This window comes from Pseudoalteromonas sp. T1lg23B (assembly GCF_002964665.1).
In the GTDB taxonomy this organism is placed as follows: domain Bacteria; phylum Pseudomonadota; class Gammaproteobacteria; order Enterobacterales; family Alteromonadaceae; genus Pseudoalteromonas.
On the sequence record NZ_PQBZ01000034.1, the window covers coordinates 1,428,564 to 1,450,513 of the forward strand.

Consider the following 21,950-nt stretch of genomic DNA (forward strand, 5'->3'; position numbering starts at 1 on the left):
CCAAGCCTAAACTTAGCTTTTACCCAACACTTACTCCGCGTAAGTTTCTACCGCTGGGCATGAACAAATTAGGTTACGGTCGCCGTATACGTCGTCGATACGAGTTACCGTTGGCCAGAATTTGTCTTTTGCTACGCTTGGTACTGGGAATGCAGCGTAGAAGCGGTCGTATGCTCTATCCCACTCGTTGCCAAGTACGTCGGCTTGGGTGTGCGGTGCAAATACCAGTGGGTTGTTTTCGATTGACCACTCGCCTGAGATGATCTTGTCGATTTCGCCCTTGATTGACACCATCGCTTCGATGAAACGGTCAATTTCTACTTTAGACTCAGATTCAGTTGGCTCAATCATCAAGGTGCCCGCTACTGGGAACGACATGGTTGGTGAGTGGAAGCCGTAGTCTTGTAGACGCTTCGCTACATCCATTTCAGTGATGCCTGAAGCTTCTTTGATTGGACGTAAGTCAACGATACACTCGTGTGCAACGCGGTTGTTTTGACCACGATACAAAATTGGGTAGTGCTCGCTTAACTTTTCAGTTAGGTAGTTTGCGTTCACAATCGCCATTTCTGTGGCTTGCTTTAAGCCTTCGCTGCCCATCATGGCAATGTATGCCCAAGAGATAGGTAGGATTGCTGCTGAGCCGTAAGGCGCTGCTGAAACCGCACCGTTACCTTCTGTGGTACCCGCTACGTTAATAACGCTGTGGTTAGGCATAAATGGCGCAAGGTGTGATTTAACACCGATTGGGCCAACACCTGGGCCACCGCCTCCGTGTGGAATACAGAATGTTTTGTGCAGGTTAAGGTGCGATACGTCAGAGCCGATTGAACCTGGGCTTGTTACGCCTACCTGTGCGTTCATGTTCGCGCCGTCCATGTAAACCTGACCACCGTACTGGTGTACGATGTCACACACTTCTTTGATGGTCTGCTCGTAAACACCGTGCGTAGATGGGTAAGTTACCATGATACACGATAGGTTTTCTGCTACGTCAGCGGCTTTGGCGCGTAGGTCTTCCATATCGATGTTACCGTTCTTATCACAGCCAACCACCACAACTTTCATGCTGGCCATTTGCGCAGATGCTGGGTTAGTACCGTGCGCTGAGCTTGGGATCAAACAGATGTTACGATGACCTTCGCCGCGTGACTCATGGTATTTACGAATTGCGATAAGACCTGCGTATTCACCTTGTGCACCTGAGTTAGGCTGTAGTGATACGGCGTCATAACCTGTGATGTCAACTAACCAATCATGTAGTTCGTTGATCATAATTTGGTAGCCTTGTGCTTGGTCTAATGGGCAGAACGGGTGAAGCTCTGCAAACTCAGGCCAAGTGACTGGGATCATCTCCGCAGTCGCATTTAGCTTCATGGTACATGAACCAAGCGAAATCATTGAGTGGTTAAGCGCTAAGTCTTTGTTCTCTAGACGCTTGATGTAACGCAACATTTCAGTCTCGCTGTGGTACGAGTTGAAGTTAGGGTGCGTTAAAATTTCGTCGTCACGAACTAGGCTTGCAGGAATACCCGTGATGTCGTCTTTACTCACTTGTGCATCTAGCGCGTCAACGTCTAAACCATGGCCTTCACCAAGGATGATATCAAACAACTGCGCCACGTCTGCACGTGTAGTCGTTTCGTTTACTGAGAGTGAGTATTCACCTGCGTGATTAGTGGCAAAGTTTACCTCTGCTGCCAATGCACGTGCAATGACTTCATCTTTGTTATCAGCAACAACAGTCAAAGTGTCGAACCAAGTGTCATGCTTAAGCGCAACACCTTTCGACTTAAGGCCCGTTGCGACAATGCTTGCAAAACGGTTAATACGCTGAGCAATTGTCTTAAGGCCTTGTGGACCGTGGTACACCGCATAGAACGCTGCCATGTTGGCAAGCAATACCTGCGCTGTACAAATATTTGAGTTGGCTTTTTCGCGGCGGATGTGCTGCTCACGTGTTTGCATCGCCATACGCAGTGCATCGTTACCTAAACGGTCTTTTGATACACCAATGATACGGCCAGGTAGTGAACGCTTATACGCATCACGCGTTGCAAAGAACGCCGCGTGAGGACCACCATAACCCATAGGTACACCAAAACGCTGTGCAGAACCCAATACTACATCAGCACCGAGTTGACCAGGCGCTTTAAGTAGCAATAAGCTCATGATGTCGGCCGCCACACAGGCAATCGCTTTTTTGTTTTGTACTTGTGCGATTAGCTCTTGTACGTCAACCACTTCACCCGTTGTGCTTGGGTATTGGAATAAGGCACCAAAAATCTCGTGGTTTGCCGCGTCAACAGCAGGACCCACAACCACTTCAAAACCAAACTGTTCAGCGCGTGTTGCCACTACGTCGATGGTTTGTGTGTGTACGTCATCAGCAATAAAGAAGATATTAGCTTTTTTCGCTTTCGCTACACGCTTAGCCAATGCCATTGCTTCTGCCGCAGCAGTCGCTTCATCAAGTAGTGAAGCCGAGGCTAGGTCTAAACCTGTTAGGTCAATGGTAAGAGTCTGGAAGTTTAATAATGATTCTAAACGGCCTTGTGCGATCTCTGGCTGATAAGGAGTATAAGCCGTGTACCAACCTGGATTCTCAAGTACGTTACGTAAAATTACGTTCGGTACATGCGTTGGGTGATAACCCTGACCGATATATGACTTGAATACCTTGTTTTTGCTTGCAACTGATTTTAGGTAGCTCAGAGTTTCCACTTCAGTGCGGCTTTCGCCGATGTTTAACCCTTGCTCTAAACGGATAGCCGCAGGTACAGTTTGACCGATCAGCTCTTCAACACTCGATACCCCAAGAGCGTTTAGCATGTCAGTTACTTGCGCCGGGCTTGGGCCGATATGGCGACGAATAAAATCTTGCTTTTGCTCTAATTGTTCAAGAGATTTGGCGTTTGACATTAGTCCAGATTCCTATGATCCAAATTAAAAAGTGTGTTTGTCACGCTAGCCTTGGTAACAGCAGAGTAACAAAACAAAATCAGCCCATGTGATATGGCACACGGGCCAAAAAATTCTCTACGACAACAATAAAAGCCCCATAAATGGGGCCTTTAAAAAGACGTAAAACGATTAGTCTTCGTCGATTGAATTCGCGTAACCTTCCGCATCTAAAAGGTTATCAAGCTCTGACTCGTCAGATGCTTTGATGCGGAATAACCAACCGTCGCCATAAGCGTCGTTGTTAACCGTTTCTGGTGAATCTTCAAGCTCTTCGTTGATAGCAACGATAGTGCCTGAGATTGGCGCGTAAATATCAGAAGCTGCTTTAACAGACTCAGCAACTGCGCAGTCTTCGCCAGCATCTACTTCATCATCTACTTCTGGTAATTCTACGAATACCATGTCGCCTAGAAGTTCTTGAGCGTGCTCAGTGATACCTACTGTGTAAGTGCCATCGCCTTCAGCGCGAACCCACTCGTGTGAAGACGCGTACTTTAACTCGCTAGGAATGTTGCTCATCTTTTTGTTCCTTTGGTTCGGTGTTTTAGGCGGTTAACCCACCCTTTCTTAATATTAAATAACTGCTTTGCCGTTACGTACGAAGCAAGGCTTCACTACTTTCACGTCAACTAACTTTTTGCGCATTTCAACCTGTGCCGTATCGCCCGTTGAGCGAGGAACACGTGCTAATGCCACACTAAAGCCTAAAGTCGGTGAGAATGTACCAGAAGTGATCACCCCTTCGCCACCCTCTACGATAACTTTAGAGCCACTGCGAAGTACACCTTTGCTTTCTAAAACTAAACCGACTAATTTATCAGTGCTTTTTTCAGCGCGTTGTTGTTCCAAAACGGCACGGCCAATAAAGTCGCGATCCGCAGGCTCCCACGCGATGGTCCACGCCATGTTTGCAGCCAGTGGCGATACAGACTCATCCATATCTAAACCATACAGGTTCATGCCCGCTTCTAAACGTAGCGTATCACGCGCGCCTAAGCCAGCAGGAGCAACACCAGCGTCTAATAATTTTTGCCCACAGTGTCGCTGCGTCATCATTGTGCACCACAATCTCATAACCGTCTTCACCGGTATAACCTGTCGTAGCAATAAATAAGTCACCCGCTTGCACACCGAAGAAAGGCTTCATACCTTCAACCGCTGCTTGTTGTTCTTCGCTTAATACGGTCGCTGTTTTAGCTTTGGCATTTGGACCTTGTACCGCTATCATCGCGTACTCAGGACGCTCAGTCACTTCTACAGCGTAACCTTCAGATACTTTAGCAATGTGTGCTAAATCTTTCTCACGTGTTGCTGAGTTAACCACCAAGCGATAGCTAGTTTCAGTGAAGAAATAGATAATAAGGTCGTCTATAACACCGCCTTGCTCGTTAAGCATGCCTGTGTATAGTGCTTTACCCGGTACAGTTAACTTAGCCACATCATTGGCAACAAGTTTACGCAAAAATGCTTTTGCATCATCGCCAGCCACGTCAACAATGGTCATGTGAGAAACATCAAACATGCCAGCATCGTTACGCACCGCGTTATGCTCTTCAATTTGTGACCCATAGTTGATAGGCATTTCCCAACCGTGAAAGTCAACCATTTTTGCGCCAGCTTCAAGGTGCTTGGCATGTAAAACTGTTTTAGAAGTCATATCATTCCTTCACTAATATTTAATCAACAAGCTGAGTTGTTGACACTACCTCAAACGAGGTGGGGTTAATTCAAATAGCAACAAGGGCACGCCATATAGCGTGCCCTTGTTATTTTGATTTAGTTTAGGTCAAAGCCTTGCGCTTGCAATGTTGCTTGCCATTTATTCAGCGTCGCTAATTGTGCAATTAACTGATAACGCTGCTCACCTTGCTCTAATAGAGAGGTGACGAATACTTCACCGCTTTGTCTGCCGTAACACACCTGTTCGTCGGATAAACGTAATCCTGGTGTCAACTCAAAGCTGTTAACTAGGGTTTCAAACGCTTGCTGGCCGGATACGGTGGTAATCGCTAAATCATCACGTACCACCAGCTCTATGTCGTAGTCTTCAACATGCGCAGCCACAAACTGCTCTAAAATCTCTACCGCACCGCTTTGTACCACAAAACGATAAGCCGTTTCACTGAAGTAATACACGCAATAAGATTGACCGCCATCTAGTTTGCCTTGAATACCAAGACCCGGCGCCATTAGCTTGTTGAGATTTAAACCCATTTGTTGATTTAAAAAAGGTGTCGCTTCAAACCCACTAAAATCAAGTACGGTTAAGTCTTGTGTCATCGCCATGCTATTAACGGCTGGTGTGCAGCCTTGGCGGTGCTTAGCAAACATTGTCGGTGCAAATGTCATAGAGACACCTTAATTAAATTTCGATAAGCACAGAGTATATTGACCCTAAAAGCCAACAACAAATTGTAATTATTTATCCATTGATAAATAATGCTTATGTAATTAGCTTTGTTAAATAGTATTTATTAATATGAAGAACTTATCGATAGATGGTCTACGTACGTTAGTCACCGTGGTTGATGTTGGCGGCTTTGCTAAAGCTGGCGAGCTGTTAGGCTTGTCACAGCCTGCCGTATCATTACAAATCAAGCGGTTAGAAGACATGCTCAACTGCAAGTTGTTTAAAAAGCAAGGTCAGAGGCAGGTACTTAACCAATACGGTGAGTTATTATTACCGCTTGCCAAACAGATGTTGCAACACAACGATGCAATCATTCAGCAATTCACCTCCGAAAGCGTAACGGGTAAAGTGCGCTTAGGGATCCCCAGTGAATTTGCAGCGCGTATTTTACCTTCCATCATTGGTGATTTTGTCTCTTTATATCCGGATGTATCGCTGGAAGTTAAATCGCGTTTAAGTAAGCATTTACTGTCATCTTCAAGGCAAGATCAATTTGATTTAGTGCTGGCACTGAATGAGCAACTCGATTCTGGCCAACACCCTATTTTTATGCAGGATCAGTTGGTTTGGGTTGGAGACTTATCCAAAGCCAATGAAGGAATGGTGACGTTAGTCACAGCCCCTGAGGGCTGCATTTATCGACGCCGTGCAATTGAAGCCTTACAGCAAGCAGGCATTAAACACCGCATTATTTATAGCAACGCCGATTTAACCGGACTGACGGCCGCGCTTAAAGAGGGGTTAGGGATCACCGTACTGGCAAAAAGCACCGTGCCCAATGAGCTTAATTATCAAAGTCACACCGCAATTTTACCGGAGCTAGGACAAATTGGTATCTGCCTTATTAAGAACTCTGGTGAATCGGTTAATGCGGTCGACAAGCTCGCCGAGTTTATCGCGCTTCGACTTGGCTAATCGTCATAAACATAGGTTTTAAGGCCAAACAATGATCATAATAAATGGCAAACGACTTGACCCTATAACTGATGAGCTCACATACAAAGACAAAGTAATTCAACTTGAGCCCAAGGTCTTGGCTGTTTTATTGGCACTATATGAAGCTAAAGGACAGTTGGTTTCACAACAAACCTTGCTAGACAGTATCTGGCATAACACGGTAGTTGCACCAAATGCATTACAACGTTGTATCACTCAATTGCGTAAACACCTTGATGATGACGACAAGACACTGATCCAAACGTTCCCGAAAAAAGGTTATCGCTTGTGCCTCAAGCCTCAGCACAGCAACCTTTTTACTAATAGAGCTTTTATGTTTGTGAGTGCCTGTTTTTTAGTATCACTATTTGCATTGTTGCTGCTCCAAAAGTTAATAACCGACTCTTCCGTAGCTGCCACAACAAAGCAAATACGGCAAGTCATCCCCATAACATACAGCAAAGCCTCCGAACACAGCGGCACATATGGCCACTATCATTACGCATACATTACTGATATAGCACCACAGCAACAGGTGCTCACGGTACTCAATAGCAGCACACAGCAAAGCCAAGTCTTACTTCATGCCGCTCATTTTTATAGTGCGCCCGCTTTTGCCCCTCAATCAAAACGTTTGCTGATAAGCCAACAGCGCAAGCCTTTGCAGCCACAGCTTCATAAATGTAGTCAGTTAGTACTTATCAACTTAACAACTACTAAACAGCAAGATGTTGGTAACTGTGCTCAACCATTTATTGAGAAAATACTCTGGCTTAGCGAAGACCGAGTTGTTTTATTGGCAAGCAACCAATTGAGTATGCTCTCGCTCGCGTCACCAGAACAAGCACAGGCATTACAGTTACCTAATGATGTTAAGCGCCTAGTTGATATACAACCGCATGATGCCAGCACTGTGCAGCTCAGCGGAGTTAACCCAACGGGAGAAGCTAAATTGTGGTTGGTGCGCATTGAGGGCTATACGCTAAATACCTTAAACGCCCAGTCATTGTCATCTTCGCCAACGCAAACAAGCATAGTGAAACTTAACAACAAGCAACAGGTTCATGCATATAACAATCAGCTATTTTTCTACCAAGACAGCGCGTTAACGGGGCAAGCACTCATCCACAGTCCATACAAGATAGAATTAAACGATGTAATTGACGCAAACACTTTACTGGCAACACAGGCGTATCAAGATCAGGACATTACCGAAAGACGGTTTGATGACACGGGGAAATATCAGGACCATTTCATCAGTGAAAGTGAGTTTATAGAAGGTGATGCTCAATATCAGCCAAACACACATAACATCGCGTTTTTATCCTCTCGCTCAGGTTCATCACAACTTTGGATCACAGCACAGCAACCTCGGCAGCTCACTTTTGCACAGCCCGTGAGCAACTTTGTATGGCAGCAAAATGGTCAAGCTCTTTGGTTTTTAAGTGATGCGAAGCTCTACCGGCTAACCATGGATGGGCAACTGACAATGCTCTCATTACCGGTAACACTTGGACAGCTTTTTCAGCATGTGGAGTTTGAACAGGAAAATCGCTATTTACTAGCCAGCCAAGACAACAACAATCATCTTTTAAAAATTGACCTTAACACACTGACAGTCACAACCTTGTTAAATGAGCCAGTAAATTGGGCGCAAGAAACACAGCAAAATGAGGTGTTTTTTGCCACACAAACAGGCTATCTCCAGCGCCTTGAGGGCCACTCCATTACTCAAGAGAGCGCTTTTAAAGACCAAAAACTGCAATGGCGTTTTTATTATCGTGATAGTCGGTTGGTGGTGCCGTTAAAGGACCAAACAATTTGGGCGTTTGATCCAACCGAGCACAGCAAGCAGTTTCTAAGTAAGTACGATGAACGAGTGCACCTAGTCAGTGATATAAAACTGACACCACTGTCGCTGTTAGCAACAACAGCAGGTGAACATCACGCCAATTTAGTGAAAATTATTATTGATTAAGCTCCCAATATAACTCTGTGCTTCTTCATTATGCTGCGCTTTAGCAAGTGCTAAAGCACTTTTTAGCAAAGGCTTTGCGGCAATGGGCTGCGATATTTTAAGTAAAGCCTGTGCGTAGCGTAGGTGATAGATCACATTGGTTGGGTTGTGTTTGATTAAGTGTTCAAATACCTGTTTGCCTTTATGCGCCTGCCCTTGTTCAAAATAGTAGTTGGCTAATCCTTGTAACTTGCCGTTTGGTGACATGTCATAACCATACTTTTTATTAGCCCTTTGCTGTTGTGAAAGCACAGCAGCTATTCCTCCCTTGGCATAAGGCGCATAGTCCACAATTCGCATATCAGAAAACAACCACTTTGCTCCTTGCTCAAAAGACAGCAGCGGTGCACTCAAGTAGTTTTCTGCGCTGAGATCCACAAAAGAACTCTCCTCAAAGTTGTACAACGGCTTCGTTAAAGCTACAAAGTGTGGCTTATTCTCAGTGAACGATCCCAATGACAAATGTAAAGAGCGACCCTTTAAAGTATTTTCTAGCGCTTTACTCATAGCTTTTCGCCAATCTTCATCCGCCAGCCCCAACGCTGGACTGGTAATAATACCCCCTTGATACTGCTGCGGATACTGAGCAAACAGCTCCAGTGCGATATTTCCCCGAGAGGAAAACCCCTCCAACACCGTATATCGCGCTATGCGAAAAACGCTTTTTAAATAAACGAAAATATCTTTGTGTAATACTTGAGCAAGCTTGTTTGTATATGCCCCCTGGGCTAATTCCTCCTTTTGGGCCACCTCTATATCTGGTAGTTGAAGAATAATCATTTGTGGCATAGGACCAAAATCAACATGACTAAGCCAATCAACTTGCGAACGTAACACTTCCATACGGCTACTTCCGGCGCTGGTCACTAGCAAGGGGTATTGTTTAGTATCAGTTTTCTCATAATTATATGGCACATAGAGATTCACTTTAAGGCGACGCTGTAAAACGTCAGAATGAATATCCAACTCGTGAAGTACAGCGTTAATAGCCCAACTTAATGGGCTAAATAAACATATAGCGATGGCAATGAATAAGTTTTTCATAATGGCTCCTTATAAAACGAGCCAAAACCCTAACTTAAGTGTGCAACTAAAGGATTGATAATCTATTGATAAATAACTGATGAATCACTGATAAGGAAATAAAAGTTTATAATTTAATAAGTTAAATGTGATGTAGAGCTCTGTATATAACCAGAGCTCTACGAGAACATCCGATTATTTACCGACCGCTTGCTTAGCAAATAACTGTTTCAAAGGGCCAAGCTTGTCAACCATACTTAGGCCAACACCGCGTACTAGCTTTTTAAGTGGATGAGCACCTTCAAACAGTTCTTTGAGCCCTTGCATCATGGCAATATGCTTTTGCGCGTCCAGTTTGCGTGCTCTTTCATACTCTCGTAAAGTTCTGTGAGTCGCAAACTCACTACCTTGCTCTGCGCTCAACAAATCAATTAATAACTCTGCGTCTTTTAACCCCAAATTCATACCCAGACCAGCTAAAGGATGAATGGTATGTGCAGCATCGCCCATCAGCACCACTTTGTTGTTAAGCCATTGCTTTGCATAACGCATTCTCAGAGGAAACACCGCTCTGTCGGGTGCCACTTCACACAAGCCACATTGCCCATCAATGGCGACGTTCAGTGCTTTGTTAAAGTCCTCATCTGATAACGCCATTAATCGCTCAGCTTCTTGTGGTGAGGTCGACCAAACTATCGAATGATGATACTCATCATGCAATGGCAAAAAGGCAAGCGGTCCGGTGGGCAAAAACACCTGACGTGCTGTGGCATCATGAGGAAGTTGGGTTTTTACCGTTGCAACGATGGCGTGATGATCATAATCCCAAAATGTCATTGGCATCTTAAACTGAGTACGGATCGCAGAGTTTGCGCCATCACATGCCACCAGTAATTTGGCCATCAATGGTGTACCTGACTCTAAGGTTACAAGTACGTCACTGTCGGTTTGATGGATACTTTGATAACGTGTATTAAACGCCAAGCTCACATTACTAAATTGTTTGAGCTTATTGTAGAGCCCGTAGCGGATTGCGTCATTTTCGATGATATGACCCAGCTCAGGCAAATCCAACTCACTGCTGTTAAAAGCGATTTTGCCAAAGCTGTCCTGATCGCGTACATCCATATGAGTGTAAGGCGTTGCCCGTAAAGCCCTTATGTCCTGCCACACTTCCAACCGCTCAAACAATGTTTGGCTAGCAAGACTGATAGCACTGACACGATTAGCAAATAGCTCTCCTAAAGGCTGCGGTTCGCCAGAGCTATCTATCACTTGAACAGTTATACCCGCTTTGGCTAGCCCGAGTGCGAGCGTTAAACCTACGGCTCCGCCGCCAACGATACATACTTGAACTTGCTGCATTAGCGATTTCCTTTGATCACATGGCCCATTAATTGTTTAGCAAGTGGTGCTTTTAGACGCGAAGACAATGCCATTGCAAACAAACCACAACTGCGGCCTAATGCCATTAGTCTTGAAGAATTAGAGAATAAGCGCACCAAAGAGTCAGTGAGTGTCATCACCGTTTTAATATCTTGTTCTCTAGATAATTCATAACGACGCGTGAAGTTATAGTCGCCAATTTGCTCTTTATCGGTACTTACCAATAATTCAACTAAACACTGTATATCTCGTAGTCCAAGGTTAAAACCCTGCCCCGCTATCGGATGGATAGCATGTGCCGCATTACCAATGACCAAACACCGATGGTGAACCACTTTTTCGACACGCCCCAGTACTAGCGGGTAACTGGCTCGCATACCGACTTGCGTGAATAGCCCAGCTCGATATCCAAACGCATCGTGTAATTGCTTGATAAACTGGTCAGCATCCATGTGTTGATACTGCTCTAACTGGCTATTTTCCATGCACCACACAAGCGAATATCGGTCATTACTCATTGGCAATAATGCCATGGGCCCATGTTCTGTAAAGCGCTCAAAAGCATGACCGTTATGACCATCCTGTACTTTAACATTAGCGATCAACGCCCCTTGCTCATAGGCAAGACTGTTAAAGTTCAGGTTCAACAGTGCTCGGGTTGGAGATTGTGCCCCATCGGCAATCACCATCAATTTTGTGCAAATGGTTTGCCCAACACTTAAAGTTAGTTCCACGCTATCCGTGGTTTGCGTTAATGCTTCAATTGTTGCGGGACAAAACAGCGTAACCCCCGCATCTTTTAACTGTTGATGTAGATATGCGCCATAGGGGTTTACCTCAACCACATACCCCAAAGCATCACATTGATAGTCTTGATGATGAATATGCGTTTTACCAAAGTGGCCGCGATCAGAAACATGTACTTGTTTTATAGCCTGTGCAAAAGGCCAACTCGGCTCAAATAAGCCTAACTTTTCAAGGTAACATACCGATTGTTGCGCCAGTGCAATGCTTCTGTCATCAAAGCTAGGATGTGTCTTATCTTTGGGAGTAAAGGCTTCGACAACGCCAATTTTGTGATCAGCATTAAGCTTGCTAATTGCCAACGCGGCGGTGGCACCAGCCATACCACCACCAACAATAAGAATATCAAAGTGTTGCAACCTGCTCTCCTAGTGTTGCATGAGCGCTTCTATTTCTGTAATGGTCTTTGGCGCATCCGCGGTTAAGTTCTCAAAGCCATCTTCGGTAACGAGTAAATCGTCTTCAATACGAATACCAATACCTTTATATTTGTCAGGTACTTCAGCATCTTCATCAAAGTACAGCCCAGGTTCAATAGTTAGCACCATGCCGCTTTCAAACGGTCTATCAGCTTCATCAAGCTTGTACTCGCCGACATCATGCACATCCAACCCTAACCAATGTCCTAAACCGTGCATATAAAATGCCTTGCACGCTTGATTTTCCATTAGTGTATCTATATCTCCAGCCAAAATACCGAGCTGGATCAAACCTTGTGTCATTACTTTCATGGCTGCTTGGTTGGCTTTAACCAAAGTACCACCGGGTTTAACATGCTCAAATGCCGCTTGTTGTGCTTTTAACACCAACTCATACACTTGCTTTTGTGCATCACTAAAGCGCCCTGAAACCGGAAATGTACGAGTAATATCTGCGGCATAACCTTCTAACTCACACCCTGAATCAATCAATACCAAATCACCACTTTTTAGCACATCATTATTTTCGGTGTAATGTAAAATATTGGCATTGTTACCAGAGCCGACAATGGTGCCATAAGCAGGATGACGCGCACCATTCATTGCGTAGTGATGATGTAATTCAGCCTCTAGCTGATACTCGGTAGCACCCGCTTTGGCAAAACCCATTGCTCGTTTGTGTGCTTCGCAGCTTATTTTTGCCGCCTTGCGCATTACCGCAATTTCAGCGTCAGATTTGAATAGACGCATTTCATGCACTAGAGGACGAATGTCTTTAATGATTTCTGGCGCTCGAAACCCTTTTTTGGGCGCGCCGCGCAACGTGCTCAATAACGACCAAATTTTATCATCAAAGTGGCTATATGTACCCTGTCGTAATACAGTACACGCTTGGTGTTGACCAGCGCTTGCAATTGCTCATCAAGCTCACTCAGTGGATAGCTGTGATCAAATAAATATTGCGTTTTTGCTTGTTCATAGCCAACGCGACGGCCATGCCAAATCTCCGCTATTTTATCTTTGTTCCGACAAAACAAATGACTGCTAACTTGTTCATCTCTATCTTTGCACAAAACCAGTACAGCATCAGGTTCATTGAAGCCGGTTAAATAATAAAAGTCACTGTCTTGACGAAAAGGAAACTCAGTGTCGCGGCTACGCGTCAACTCAACCGCCGCAGGGATCACAGCCACTGCGTTTTTATCTAACTGTGATAACAAACGTGTTCTGCGTTGTAAAAACTCTTTTGTTTCAATCATTAGTGTATAGTCTTCGAAGTTGTTGTTAGATCTTTGCCCATTTCAGCAAAACACAGCATGGCTGATACTCGGATATATTCAATGATCTCATGCAGAGCTTGTTGGTCTTCTTCGGTGTCATCAAAATGTGTATCGAGTTTGGTTATTTCCGTAAAATCGCTGATCACCTCTTTAACATCAGCAGATAACTTACCATAATCTTTTTGTTTTAAACCAAACCCTAATAAGAAACCCGATACCCAGCCAACTAATGCATTGGCTTGATCTATCAAAGACTCATCTTCACTTGGTAAAAATAACTCAAAGTGAAATTCAGTATCACTGAAGTGTTCAACTACATGTTTGTACATTTTGGCAAAGAACTGTTTTAGTTCTTCTTGAAAAGTTTGCCCTTCATTGAACACGTCACTCAATAACCCGAGATATTCTTTTTCTTCAATATTTAAACCGCATGCCAACAAGCCACTGATGGCACCATGTACTTCTGCGGGGGCAATATAAATATCGTGTTTTTCAAGCAATAGTTGCGCTTGGATGTAATCGTTTAGTTCACTCATCAGTTCGACTTTTTTGGCATGTTTACGCTTAATGCTAACACCGCAAGTATAGCAACTCCAAGCAATTGTATGCTTTGGGCTAAAAATCAACCACCTGTGCAACTGTGAAGAATAAAAAGCAAGCAAACGCACAACTATTTGCGTTTTATGGTTTCGGCTGGGCGTTATGTTTTATATACTGAAGGTGTTCCCTAGCTCGTAGGACAGCAGATTAAGTCCCTGAGCCGATAAATTTTATTTAGGAATGTAGTTTGCTTGCTTTTGCGCAAGCTCGGCATGTACCGAGAAGCCTACGGTGAGCTGTTGCGTTCCGCCTTGAACCTCAGGGTTCAAGGGCTGACATCCGCATCCGCGTCGCCGGGGAACATCCTTTTCAATTATACTCAATGTGTTATTCCCAACAAATCAAGCTTTTCAATTTCCTATTGCCAAAAAACAAAAAACCCCACAATTGTGAGGCTTTTCTATATCTCTTATACTCGCGATTTGCACACCGCAAGCTGAGCTGTAATTAAAGTCCAGCGCGTTCTTTAATTGCAGCAATGATTGGAGAACCACCGTGACCGTTACCTTCAGCCCAAGCGATATCCGCGCCATCTTCTAACGCGCTTTTTGGTAAGTTTTTAACAATAAACTCACCCGTATCCGCTGCATTACTCGCTATCGCGTGGCGCAATAAATTATTGCCATTGCACTGTATCGCATCAAATACGTTACGGATTTTAACACGTGAACTTTTCAGTTTTTTACGTAGAGCACTTTTATCATCCGCGGCAACGTACTCACAAAGAGACACTGCTAACTGGTCATCAGCACTCGCTTTTTGACTAAATGCTAAAGAAGCTGCACATAAAGAAACAGACACAAGCACAGTAGTTAATTTCATTCCAAACACCCTCTAATACTTTATTCGTACCCCAAAAGGAGAGTAATTGTACCAAGTTGCACAAATTTTAGCAATAAACTCATAGTTTTTTCTTTAGAGTTACGAACTTATGATTATGTGGATTATTCTCATTTGCACTTATAGACTGCTCTTCGATGACCTCCCAGTGCCCTGCTTTGGTATAGTCAGGAAAGCAAGTATCTCCAGCGACATCTAAATCAATGAAGGTCAAATATAAACGCTCACACATAGGTAGAAACTGCTCATAGATATTACCCCCTCCTATGATCATAACCTCTTCCACATCACTAATAAGCTCAAGCGCAGCTTGAGGTGAACTGACCACCTCGATGCCTGGTGCTGAATAGTTCTCGCTTCGTGTGATCACTATGTTGCGTCGTCCGGGTAATGGACGCCCGATTGATTCAAATGTTTTTCTGCCCATAACAACGGGTTTGTCCAGCGTAACCCTTTTAAAATGCTTAAGATCTGAGGGCAAATGCCATGGCATTTTATTGTCTTGCCCTATCACTCGGTTGTTCGCCATCGCCGCTATCATGGAAATTATCACATTGAACCTCATTAATAATTTAGTATTAAAAAAGGGCCAAATAGCCCTTAATTACAAAAATAATTGTATCTTATCTTTCGTAGATCACTTCAACATCATAGTCATCGTCATCCCAATCGTCGTCCCAATCATCATCGCTGACGTCTTTGGTTGCCTTACGGTGATAAGTATCCCACTTAAATTCAACTTCTTCTTGTTCAGTTTCAGCTTCAAACTTATCTTTTGGCATACTTTCAAGCAAGTCCATGATGTCATAGCAAAGTGCTTGCGTATTCTGCTTATTAATGGCAGAAATACGATAGACCGTGTCTGCATCCAGTTCAGTCGCAATGCGCTCACACAGCGCTTCAACTTCATCTTCTGGAACCAAATCAATCTTATTGAGCACTAACCAGCGAGGTTTATCCGCCAATTTAGGACTATATTGATGAAGCTCGTTGATGATAGCAAATGCGTTATCAACCGGATCTGTTCCATCCACTGGCATGACATCCACAATATGTAACAATACACGACAACGTTCTAAGTGTTTTAAGAAGCGTATACCTAAGCCCGCCCCCTCAGATGCACCTTCAATGAGCCCCGGAATATCAGCAATCACAAAAGATTTACCCGATTCAGGCCTGACCACTCCTAAATTTGGGATCAATGTTGTAAATGGATAATCTGCTACTTTTGGTTTCGCGGCCGATACGCTACGGATAAAAGTTGATTTACCAGCATTAGGTAACCCTAATAGACCCACATCAGCCAGTAGCATTAATTCCAACTTTAAGTTTCGAACTTCACCTGGTGTACCCAGCGTTTTCTGGCGTGGTGCTCTGTTTACACTCGATTTAAAACGTGTATTACCCAGACCGTGGAAACCACCTTTTGCAACCAATAGTTTCTGTCCGTGCTGTGTTAAGTCCCCCAAAGACTCTTCAGTATCAACGTCTGTCACTCGCGTACCAACAGGCACTTTCAGAAATAAATCGCTACCTTTTTTACCGGTACAATTACGAGACTGACCATTTGTGCCACGCTCAGCTCTGTGAAAACGTTCAAATTGATAGTCAACTAAGGTATTCCAGCTCTCATCTGCGAGCAGATATACGCTACCACCATCCCCACCATCACCGCCATCAGGGCCGCCATCAGGGACAAATTTTTCGCGACGAAATGACACTATGCCACTGCCGCCATCGCCCGCTTCTGCTCGAATTTCAACTTCATCGACAAACTTCATGGTTACTCTCTTTTGACTGGGGGGATTCTAATATCGAAGTATAATACCTTTACCGCTAAAGCTTTAGTTCTTATTGCTTTGTGCATTAAAAACCAATCTTTGTTGATAAAGCTATGCTTTTGACAAACAAAAAACCCCGCCGTAGCGGGGTTTTTTCAATCTTTTACCGATTACTCAGCAACGATGCTAACGTATTTACGGTTTAAAGGACCTTTTTGTTCAAAAACAACTTTACCGTCTGCTTTTGCAAAAATTGTGTGGTCTTTACCGATACCTGCGTTAGTGCCAGCGTGGAACTTAGTACCACGTTGACGAACAATGATGTTACCCGCTAATACTGATTCACCACCGAAACGCTTAACACCTAAGCGTTTACTTTCTGAATCACGACCGTTACGAGTACTACCAGCTGCCTTCTTATGTGCCATCTTTCTGTACCTCTAAATTAAGCGCTAATGCCAGTGATTTTAACTTCAGTGAACCACTGACGGTGGCCCATCTGCTTACGAGAATGCTTACGACGTCTAAATTTAACGATCTTAATCTTCTCACCGCGACCGTGTGAAACAACCTCAGCTGTCACTTTGCCACCGTTTACGAACGGTGCACCGATCTCGATTTTCTCACCATCAGCAACTAAAAGTACTGAATCGAATTCAACTGCTGCACCAGTTTCAACGTCTAATTTCTCTAGACGAATTGTTTGACCTTCAGTCACACGGTGCTGTTTACCACCACTTTGGAAAACCGCGTACATAATTAACTCCGTCTGTGCGCCCTCAAATCGACGCAACTTAATATTCTTCAATAGGGCGCGAAGTTTACGCTAATGCTTAGCTACAAGCAAGCCTATTTTTGTATAAAATGAATAAAAAATAACTGCAATGAGGGCGAATCATTATTTTTTGCTAGTTTATCCAAAAACGCCGCTAAACCAAAGTTCTTTTTTACACTTTTAAGACGATTTAGAAAGCTCATAAAACAGCCATTAAGTTGTCTAAATAATCAACAAGATATAGTAATAAGTTATTTTTTTAGCCAGATTCGGACAAAATATCGAGCTAGTTAAATTTTTGTAGTACACTCGCTTTGTATCTCGTAACTTATTTTTGGCTTGGAGCACAATGGATATCAAAACTATCCAGACGTTAATCGAACCTGACATGCTTAACGTCAATCAACTTATTCACGCACAAATGCAGTCCAACGTTGCTTTAGTTAACCAACTAGGACTCTACATTGTTAACAGCGGTGGCAAGCGCATTCGCCCCATGCTCACGTTGCTTACAGCCAAAGCTTTAGAATGTCCGAACGATACACACGTAACACTGGCAACCATTATCGAGTTTATCCATACCGCAACACTGCTTCACGATGATGTGGTTGATGAATCAGCGTTACGCCGCGGCGAGCCTACAGCTAATGCGGAGTTTGGCAATGCAGCAAGTGTGTTAGTTGGCGACTTTATCTATACCCGCTCATTCCAGTTAATGGTCGGATTAAACAACATGCAGGTCATGCAAATACTTGCCGACGCGACTAACGTCATCGCTGAAGGAGAAGTATTGCAGTTAATGAATTGCAACGATCCAGATACCACAGAAAAAAGTTATATGCAGGTTATCTACAGCAAAACAGCCAAGCTATTCGAAGCTGCGACGATGCTACCCGCTGTAGTTTTAGAACGCTCAGCTGACGTACAAGAAGCATTGAAATTATACGGTATGCATTTAGGCACCGCGTTTCAATTAGTGGATGATGTACTTGATTACAGCGCAAATGCAGAGCAAATGGGTAAAAATCTTGGCGACGATCTTGCCGAAGGAAAACCAACCTTACCCCTGATTTATGCCATGCAGCATGGTTCTGAGCACCAAGTCGCTCAAATCAGAGAAGCAATTGAAACTGGGAATGGCATGGCCTATTTGGAAGATATTCTCGCTACACTTGAACAAACAAAAGCGCTCGAATTTGCGATGGAAAAAGCCAGAAATGAAGCGCAAAAAGCGATCAGCTACCTGGCTTTTTTACCTGATTCACCATACAAACAAGCTTTGATAGCGCTGGCTGAACTGTCAGTGGCCAGAGACCATTAATACCTTACTCGTAAGTATTAAAAAAAGGCTGCAATTGCAGCCTTTTTTAATAGCTAATAGTCCAAAAACTACTTTTGTTCAGGTGGGCGATAACCTTCGATTTCTACTTCTTTATTTTCAAATAAGAAACCTACCATTTGTTCTTCCAGTAGTGCTCTATGTTCTGGATCCATCATATTCAAATGTTTTTCGTTAATCAGCATTGTTTGCTTATGCTGCCACTGCTGCCAGGCTTCTTTTGAAATATTATTAAAAATCTTTTCGCCGATCTCGCCCGGATACAGTTGAAAATCTAAACCTGGGGCTTCTTTTTGTAGCTTTTGACAAAAAACAGTACGTGCCATAATTTTTCCACATCAAATTAGAATCTAATAGCCTTAGTCTAACTCATTGCGCTGAGGACTTTAACCAACTTTTTCGTAGGTGCCGCCAACCCAACTTCAGCATGCTCGTCTAAGTCATACCAAATAATTGGCTGCTCATGTGCAAAATCAGGGATCGCTGCCAACCTATACACCAGTGGATGAATCGTTAATTCGAAATGAGTAAAGATATGGATAAACGATTGCAATGAATGTGACTGCCCTCGCAATCCATGTTGCGCAATAAACTGCTCCACTTGTTCCAGAGTCTGAAACTCAAAAAAGCCAAACAACCCGCCCCAAATACCCGTGCTGGGCCTTTTCTCCATCAATAGCTTATTCTCGGCATTGAGGATTAAATGATAGGCCTGCTTTTTAGGTTTTGCTTTTTTCGGCTTTGGATTCGGAAAAGCTTTAACCTTGTCATGCTTATGGGCTAAACATTGCTGCACTAAGGGACAAGCAGCACAATTAAAATTACTTCTTGAACAGTGGCTCGCGCCTAAGTCCATCATTGCCTGATTGAATTCAGTAACATTATTTTTGGGTGTGAGTGCGTCACTTAGCGCCCAAAGTTGCTTTTCTACGCCTTTGACACCATACCAACCTTCAACCATAAAAAAACGTGCTAAAACTCGTTTTACATTACCATCTAAAATCGGGTGATGCTGACCCAATGCCAAAGATAAAATTGCGCCTGCTGTAGAGCGTCCAATACCGGGTAATGCCATAACCTGTTCTAAGGTTTGCGGAAACTGACCATTAAACTCATTGGCCACAATTTTTGCAGTTTTGTGTAGATTTCGAGCCCTTGCGTAATAGCCAAGACCGGTCCAATGATGGAGCACTTCATCTTCTGGAGCCTCAGCCAATGCCTCGATTGTAGGAAAGCGAGCCATAAAACGTTCGAAGTAAGGAATGACAGTAACAACCTGAGTTTGTTGTAGCATAACCTCAGATACCCATACCTTGTAAGGTGTTTTACCTAACTGCCAAGGCAAAGTCTTACGCCCATGTAGGTGATACCAATTGACCACTTGATCGGCGAACCATGTCGCCTGCTCATTAGATACCTGCATTAACCACACTATTTATTAATTTATTTCTAGGGCGCCAGTGTATGGTGCTTTTAAAAACAGTCAAGCTATTGTACTTGGGCCAATGAATAGGGATAATGTGCGCCCGTTTTTTACACCGCAGAAATGATTATGAGTGAATCGAGCAAAACCGCGCTGGAACAAGCACAGCAAGAAGGTAAATACATCCGCAAAGTACGCAGCTTTGTAAAACGTGAAGGTCGTTTAACCAAAGGACAAGATGCGGCTATTGAAAAGTGCTGGCCAACCATGGGCTTAGAGCACAGCCAAGGAATGCTCGATTTCACAAAAGTCTTTGGTAATAACAATGATGTCGTACTAGAAATCGGTTTCGGTATGGGTAAATCGCTGGTAGAAATGGCCAAAAATGCCCCTCATCTTAATTTTATCGGCATTGAAGTACATCGCCCAGGCGTAGGCGCTTGTCTGATGGATGCCGATGAACAGCAAGTAACAAACTTACGTGTATTCGAACACGATGCCGTTGAGGTTCTAGCTGACTGTATTGCCGACGGAAGTTTAACAACTATGCAGCTTTTCTTCCCTGACCCTTGGCACAAGAAACGTCACCATAAACGCCGTATTGTGCAACCAGAGTTTGTTGAAAGCCTTAGGAAGAAGCTAAAAATTGGTGGTGTTTTTCACATGGCCACCGATTGGGAAAACTATGCGGAGCATATGCTAGAAGTGATGCAAGCTGCGCCGGGTTATGAAAACATTTCACAGACAAATGATTACGTTCCTCGTCCCGAAAACCGCCCTCTAACTAAGTTTGAACAACGTGGTCATAGACTTGGTCACGGTGTTTGGGATCTGATGTTTAAGCGCGTTGCCTAACCGTTTCGGTTTTAAAAAACTATTTGGGCCTTATTAGGCCCTTTAATATGAGTGATTATGAGTAAGTTAACAAACCCCAGCCTGTTGCTACTTCGCAACGAAGACGAGTTACTTGGCAACAACATTTTGGTCATCAATACAAACCGAGATGGTTTTTTTGCTGAGCTGACCAAGCTTAATCCGAATGCCCAAATTAACGCCTTTAGCTACAATGTGGCTGATCATAATGACTCGAGTAAGTATCCAAACATTAATAGTTATGTAGCCCACAGCTTGCCAACTCTTGACGACGTAGATTTAATTATTTACTACTATCCAAAGTCAAAGCCCGAAGCTTTAATGATGCTTGATAACATCAGAGCTGTTGCAAACAAAAATACCCGTTTATTGGTTGTTGGTGATAATAAAGGCGGGGTTAAGTCAGTTGAAAAGCAACTTAAGCCTTTTGCTGGGCAATTTTATAAGTTAGAAAGTGCCAAACATTGTGTGCTGTATGAGTTTTCCGATCTCACAGTCAACCCTAACTTCGATATAACACAGTACCACACGACATTCAGTGTGTGCGTCGCAGAGAAAACCTTCGATGTGGTTAGTGTCCCCGGTGTCTTTAATCACGGTAAGCTTGATGTAGGAACCAAACTTCTGCTTGAAAACATCCCACTACCATATAAAGGTAAGGTGCTGGATTTTGGTTGTGGTGCAGGCATCATTGCTACTTTTCTCGGCACTCAGCAAAGTGAGCTTAGGCTTTTTTGTTCCGATGTCAGCGCGCTCGCAATATACGCTACCCAGCAAACTTTGGCTCTAAACGACCTAACAGCAGAATGTATACTTAGCGATGGTTTGCAAGAAGTGAGCGGTCAATTCAATCTCATTATTAGCAATCCTCCTTTTCATACCGGAATTGCAACAGATTATGGTATTGCAGAGCGATTTTTAGAGCAAACTAAAGGATTTATGAAACCAAGCGGACAAGTACAAATTGTTGCCAATAACTTTTTAAAGTATCCGCCAATTCTAGAACAACAGTTTGGCCAGTACACTATTCTTGCTAAAAACACTAAATTCACAGTGTATCAAGCGACAAAGTGATCTCAT

At 43.6% G+C, this 21,950-nt stretch carries 19 protein-coding genes, 1 other RNA gene and 2 pseudogenes; 6 read left to right on the top strand and 16 right to left on the bottom strand.

Going from position 1 to position 21,950, the window contains the following annotated elements:
• Window positions 1-30 precede the first annotated feature (30 nt).
• The 4 genes and pseudogenes from gcvP to C2M32_RS14985 all read right to left on the bottom strand — a co-directional run bounded on the left by gcvP (window position 31) and on the right by C2M32_RS14985 (window position 5,313).
• A complete protein-coding gene (gene gcvP / locus C2M32_RS14970; RefSeq protein WP_105169112.1) occupies window positions 31-2,922 on the bottom strand; it encodes an aminomethyl-transferring glycine dehydrogenase in 2,892 nt (963 codons plus the stop codon).
• Window positions 2,923-3,093: 171 nt separating this feature from the next.
• Window positions 3,094-3,483, bottom strand: a complete 390-nt coding sequence (gene gcvH / locus C2M32_RS14975) for a glycine cleavage system protein GcvH (protein WP_105169113.1) — start codon at window positions 3,481-3,483, stop codon at window positions 3,094-3,096.
• A gap of 54 nt (window positions 3,484-3,537) precedes the next feature.
• Window positions 3,538-4,621, bottom strand: a pseudogene (gene gcvT / locus C2M32_RS14980) (glycine cleavage system aminomethyltransferase GcvT).
• Window positions 4,622-4,740: 119 nt separating this feature from the next.
• The gene (locus C2M32_RS14985; protein WP_105169114.1) at window positions 4,741-5,313 is read right to left on the bottom strand and encodes a hypothetical protein; all 573 of its coding nucleotides are present in this window, start codon (window positions 5,311-5,313) and stop codon (window positions 4,741-4,743) included.
• Between the two features lie 130 nt (window positions 5,314-5,443).
• On the opposite strand from C2M32_RS14985, the gene C2M32_RS14990 reads away from it, so the two are divergent.
• On the top strand, window positions 5,444-6,289 hold the full coding sequence (locus C2M32_RS14990) for a LysR family transcriptional regulator (RefSeq protein ID WP_105169115.1): 846 nt from the start codon (window positions 5,444-5,446) through the stop codon (window positions 6,287-6,289).
• A gap of 31 nt (window positions 6,290-6,320) precedes the next feature.
• On the top strand, window positions 6,321-8,288 hold the full coding sequence (locus C2M32_RS14995; protein WP_105169116.1) for a winged helix-turn-helix domain-containing protein: 1,968 nt from the start codon (window positions 6,321-6,323) through the stop codon (window positions 8,286-8,288).
• Here the strand turns inward: C2M32_RS14995 and C2M32_RS15000 are convergent.
• From C2M32_RS15000 to C2M32_RS15020, 5 genes and pseudogenes are all read right to left on the bottom strand, one after another.
• Window positions 8,265-9,371, bottom strand: coding sequence for an alpha/beta hydrolase-fold protein (locus tag C2M32_RS15000; RefSeq protein WP_105169117.1), 1,107 nt, complete (start codon window positions 9,369-9,371; stop codon window positions 8,265-8,267). The two genes, C2M32_RS14995 and C2M32_RS15000, sit on opposite strands and share 24 nt — an antisense overlap.
• Window positions 9,372-9,545: 174 nt before the next feature.
• The gene (locus C2M32_RS15005; protein WP_105169118.1) at window positions 9,546-10,715 is read right to left on the bottom strand and encodes an FAD-dependent monooxygenase; all 1,170 of its coding nucleotides are present in this window, start codon (window positions 10,713-10,715) and stop codon (window positions 9,546-9,548) included.
• On the bottom strand, window positions 10,715-11,899 hold the full coding sequence (gene ubiH / locus C2M32_RS15010) for a 2-octaprenyl-6-methoxyphenyl hydroxylase (protein WP_105169119.1): 1,185 nt from the start codon (window positions 11,897-11,899) through the stop codon (window positions 10,715-10,717). Before ubiH ends, C2M32_RS15005 begins: the two co-directional genes overlap by 1 nt.
• Before the next feature lie 9 nt (window positions 11,900-11,908).
• Window positions 11,909-13,218: pseudogene (gene pepP, locus C2M32_RS15015) on the bottom strand (Xaa-Pro aminopeptidase).
• Window positions 13,218-13,775, bottom strand: a complete 558-nt coding sequence (locus tag C2M32_RS15020; RefSeq protein ID WP_105169316.1) for a UPF0149 family protein — start codon at window positions 13,773-13,775, stop codon at window positions 13,218-13,220. The pseudogene pepP and the gene C2M32_RS15020 overlap by 1 nt, the downstream one beginning before the upstream one ends.
• Before the next feature lie 185 nt (window positions 13,776-13,960).
• Between C2M32_RS15020 and ssrS the strand changes: the two genes are divergently transcribed.
• Window positions 13,961-14,143: non-coding RNA, 6S RNA (gene ssrS, locus C2M32_RS15025), on the top strand.
• Window positions 14,144-14,286: 143 nt separating this feature from the next.
• On the opposite strand, the gene C2M32_RS15030 is transcribed toward ssrS, so the two are convergent.
• The 5 genes from C2M32_RS15030 to rplU all read right to left on the bottom strand — a co-directional run bounded on the left by C2M32_RS15030 (window position 14,287) and on the right by rplU (window position 17,217).
• Window positions 14,287-14,661 carry a DUF3718 domain-containing protein gene (locus C2M32_RS15030; protein ID WP_105169120.1) on the bottom strand — a complete coding sequence of 125 codons (375 nt, stop codon included), beginning with the start codon at window positions 14,659-14,661 and terminating at the stop codon, window positions 14,287-14,289.
• Between the two features lie 79 nt (window positions 14,662-14,740).
• A complete protein-coding gene (folA, locus tag C2M32_RS15035; RefSeq protein WP_105169121.1) occupies window positions 14,741-15,232 on the bottom strand; it encodes a type 3 dihydrofolate reductase in 492 nt (163 codons plus the stop codon).
• Between the two features lie 70 nt (window positions 15,233-15,302).
• Complete coding sequence (gene cgtA, locus C2M32_RS15040; RefSeq protein ID WP_105169122.1) at window positions 15,303-16,460, bottom strand: Obg family GTPase CgtA; 1,158 nt, start codon at window positions 16,458-16,460, stop codon at window positions 15,303-15,305.
• Between the two features lie 170 nt (window positions 16,461-16,630).
• The gene (gene rpmA, locus C2M32_RS15045) at window positions 16,631-16,888 is read right to left on the bottom strand and encodes a 50S ribosomal protein L27 (RefSeq protein WP_105169123.1); all 258 of its coding nucleotides are present in this window, start codon (window positions 16,886-16,888) and stop codon (window positions 16,631-16,633) included.
• 17 nt (window positions 16,889-16,905) lie between these two features.
• Entirely contained in the window at window positions 16,906-17,217 is a 312-nt protein-coding gene (gene rplU, locus C2M32_RS15050) for a 50S ribosomal protein L21 (RefSeq protein WP_070985693.1), read from the bottom strand.
• A 367-nt stretch (window positions 17,218-17,584) separates the two neighbouring features.
• Here rplU and ispB point away from each other — a divergent pair, with 367 nt between their 5' ends.
• Window positions 17,585-18,556, top strand: a complete 972-nt coding sequence (gene ispB / locus C2M32_RS15055) for an octaprenyl diphosphate synthase (RefSeq protein ID WP_105169124.1) — start codon at window positions 17,585-17,587, stop codon at window positions 18,554-18,556.
• Window positions 18,557-18,624: 68 nt separating this feature from the next.
• Here ispB and C2M32_RS15060 read toward each other — a convergent pair whose 3' ends face one another.
• Both C2M32_RS15060 and mutY read right to left on the bottom strand, forming a co-directional pair.
• Window positions 18,625-18,900: an oxidative damage protection protein gene (locus tag C2M32_RS15060; protein ID WP_070985695.1), complete on the bottom strand. Its 276-nt coding sequence runs from the start codon at window positions 18,898-18,900 to the stop codon at window positions 18,625-18,627.
• A gap of 38 nt (window positions 18,901-18,938) precedes the next feature.
• Window positions 18,939-19,997: an A/G-specific adenine glycosylase gene (mutY, locus tag C2M32_RS15065; protein ID WP_105169125.1), complete on the bottom strand. Its 1,059-nt coding sequence runs from the start codon at window positions 19,995-19,997 to the stop codon at window positions 18,939-18,941.
• 129 nt (window positions 19,998-20,126) lie between these two features.
• Here mutY and trmB point away from each other — a divergent pair, with 129 nt between their 5' ends.
• Both trmB and C2M32_RS15075 read left to right on the top strand, forming a co-directional pair.
• Complete coding sequence (trmB, locus tag C2M32_RS15070) at window positions 20,127-20,852, top strand: tRNA (guanosine(46)-N7)-methyltransferase TrmB (protein WP_105169317.1); 726 nt, start codon at window positions 20,127-20,129, stop codon at window positions 20,850-20,852.
• A gap of 57 nt (window positions 20,853-20,909) precedes the next feature.
• A complete protein-coding gene (locus tag C2M32_RS15075) occupies window positions 20,910-21,944 on the top strand; it encodes a methyltransferase (protein WP_105169126.1) in 1,035 nt (344 codons plus the stop codon).
• Window positions 21,945-21,950: the final 6 nt, after the last annotated feature.

Excerpts from the sequence above, each read along its gene's own strand:
- gcvP (WP_105169112.1), bottom strand. The coding sequence starts at position 2,922 with ATGTCAAACGCCAAATCTCTTGAACAATTAGAGCAAAAGCAAGATTTT.
- gcvH (WP_105169113.1), bottom strand. The coding sequence starts at position 3,483 with ATGAGCAACATTCCTAGCGAGTTAAAGTACGCGTCTTCACACGAGTGG.
- C2M32_RS14985 (WP_105169114.1), bottom strand. The coding sequence starts at position 5,313 with ATGACATTTGCACCGACAATGTTTGCTAAGCACCGCCAAGGCTGCACA.
- C2M32_RS14990 (WP_105169115.1), top strand. The coding sequence starts at position 5,444 with ATGAAGAACTTATCGATAGATGGTCTACGTACGTTAGTCACCGTGGTT.
- C2M32_RS14995 (WP_105169116.1), top strand. The coding sequence starts at position 6,321 with ATGATCATAATAAATGGCAAACGACTTGACCCTATAACTGATGAGCTC.
- C2M32_RS15000 (WP_105169117.1), bottom strand. The coding sequence starts at position 9,371 with ATGAAAAACTTATTCATTGCCATCGCTATATGTTTATTTAGCCCATTA.
- C2M32_RS15005 (WP_105169118.1), bottom strand. The coding sequence starts at position 10,715 with ATGCAGCAAGTTCAAGTATGTATCGTTGGCGGCGGAGCCGTAGGTTTA.
- C2M32_RS15020 (WP_105169316.1), bottom strand. The coding sequence starts at position 13,775 with ATGAGTGAACTAAACGATTACATCCAAGCGCAACTATTGCTTGAAAAA.
- C2M32_RS15030 (WP_105169120.1), bottom strand. The coding sequence starts at position 14,661 with ATGAAATTAACTACTGTGCTTGTGTCTGTTTCTTTATGTGCAGCTTCT.
- cgtA (WP_105169122.1), bottom strand. The coding sequence starts at position 16,460 with ATGAAGTTTGTCGATGAAGTTGAAATTCGAGCAGAAGCGGGCGATGGC.
- rpmA (WP_105169123.1), bottom strand. The coding sequence starts at position 16,888 with ATGGCACATAAGAAGGCAGCTGGTAGTACTCGTAACGGTCGTGATTCA.
- rplU (WP_070985693.1), bottom strand. The coding sequence starts at position 17,217 with ATGTACGCGGTTTTCCAAAGTGGTGGTAAACAGCACCGTGTGACTGAA.
- ispB (WP_105169124.1), top strand. The coding sequence starts at position 17,585 with ATGGATATCAAAACTATCCAGACGTTAATCGAACCTGACATGCTTAAC.
- C2M32_RS15060 (WP_070985695.1), bottom strand. The coding sequence starts at position 18,900 with ATGGCACGTACTGTTTTTTGTCAAAAGCTACAAAAAGAAGCCCCAGGT.
- mutY (WP_105169125.1), bottom strand. The coding sequence starts at position 19,997 with ATGCAGGTATCTAATGAGCAGGCGACATGGTTCGCCGATCAAGTGGTC.
- trmB (WP_105169317.1), top strand. The coding sequence starts at position 20,127 with ATGAGTGAATCGAGCAAAACCGCGCTGGAACAAGCACAGCAAGAAGGT.
- C2M32_RS15075 (WP_105169126.1), top strand. The coding sequence starts at position 20,910 with ATGAGTAAGTTAACAAACCCCAGCCTGTTGCTACTTCGCAACGAAGAC.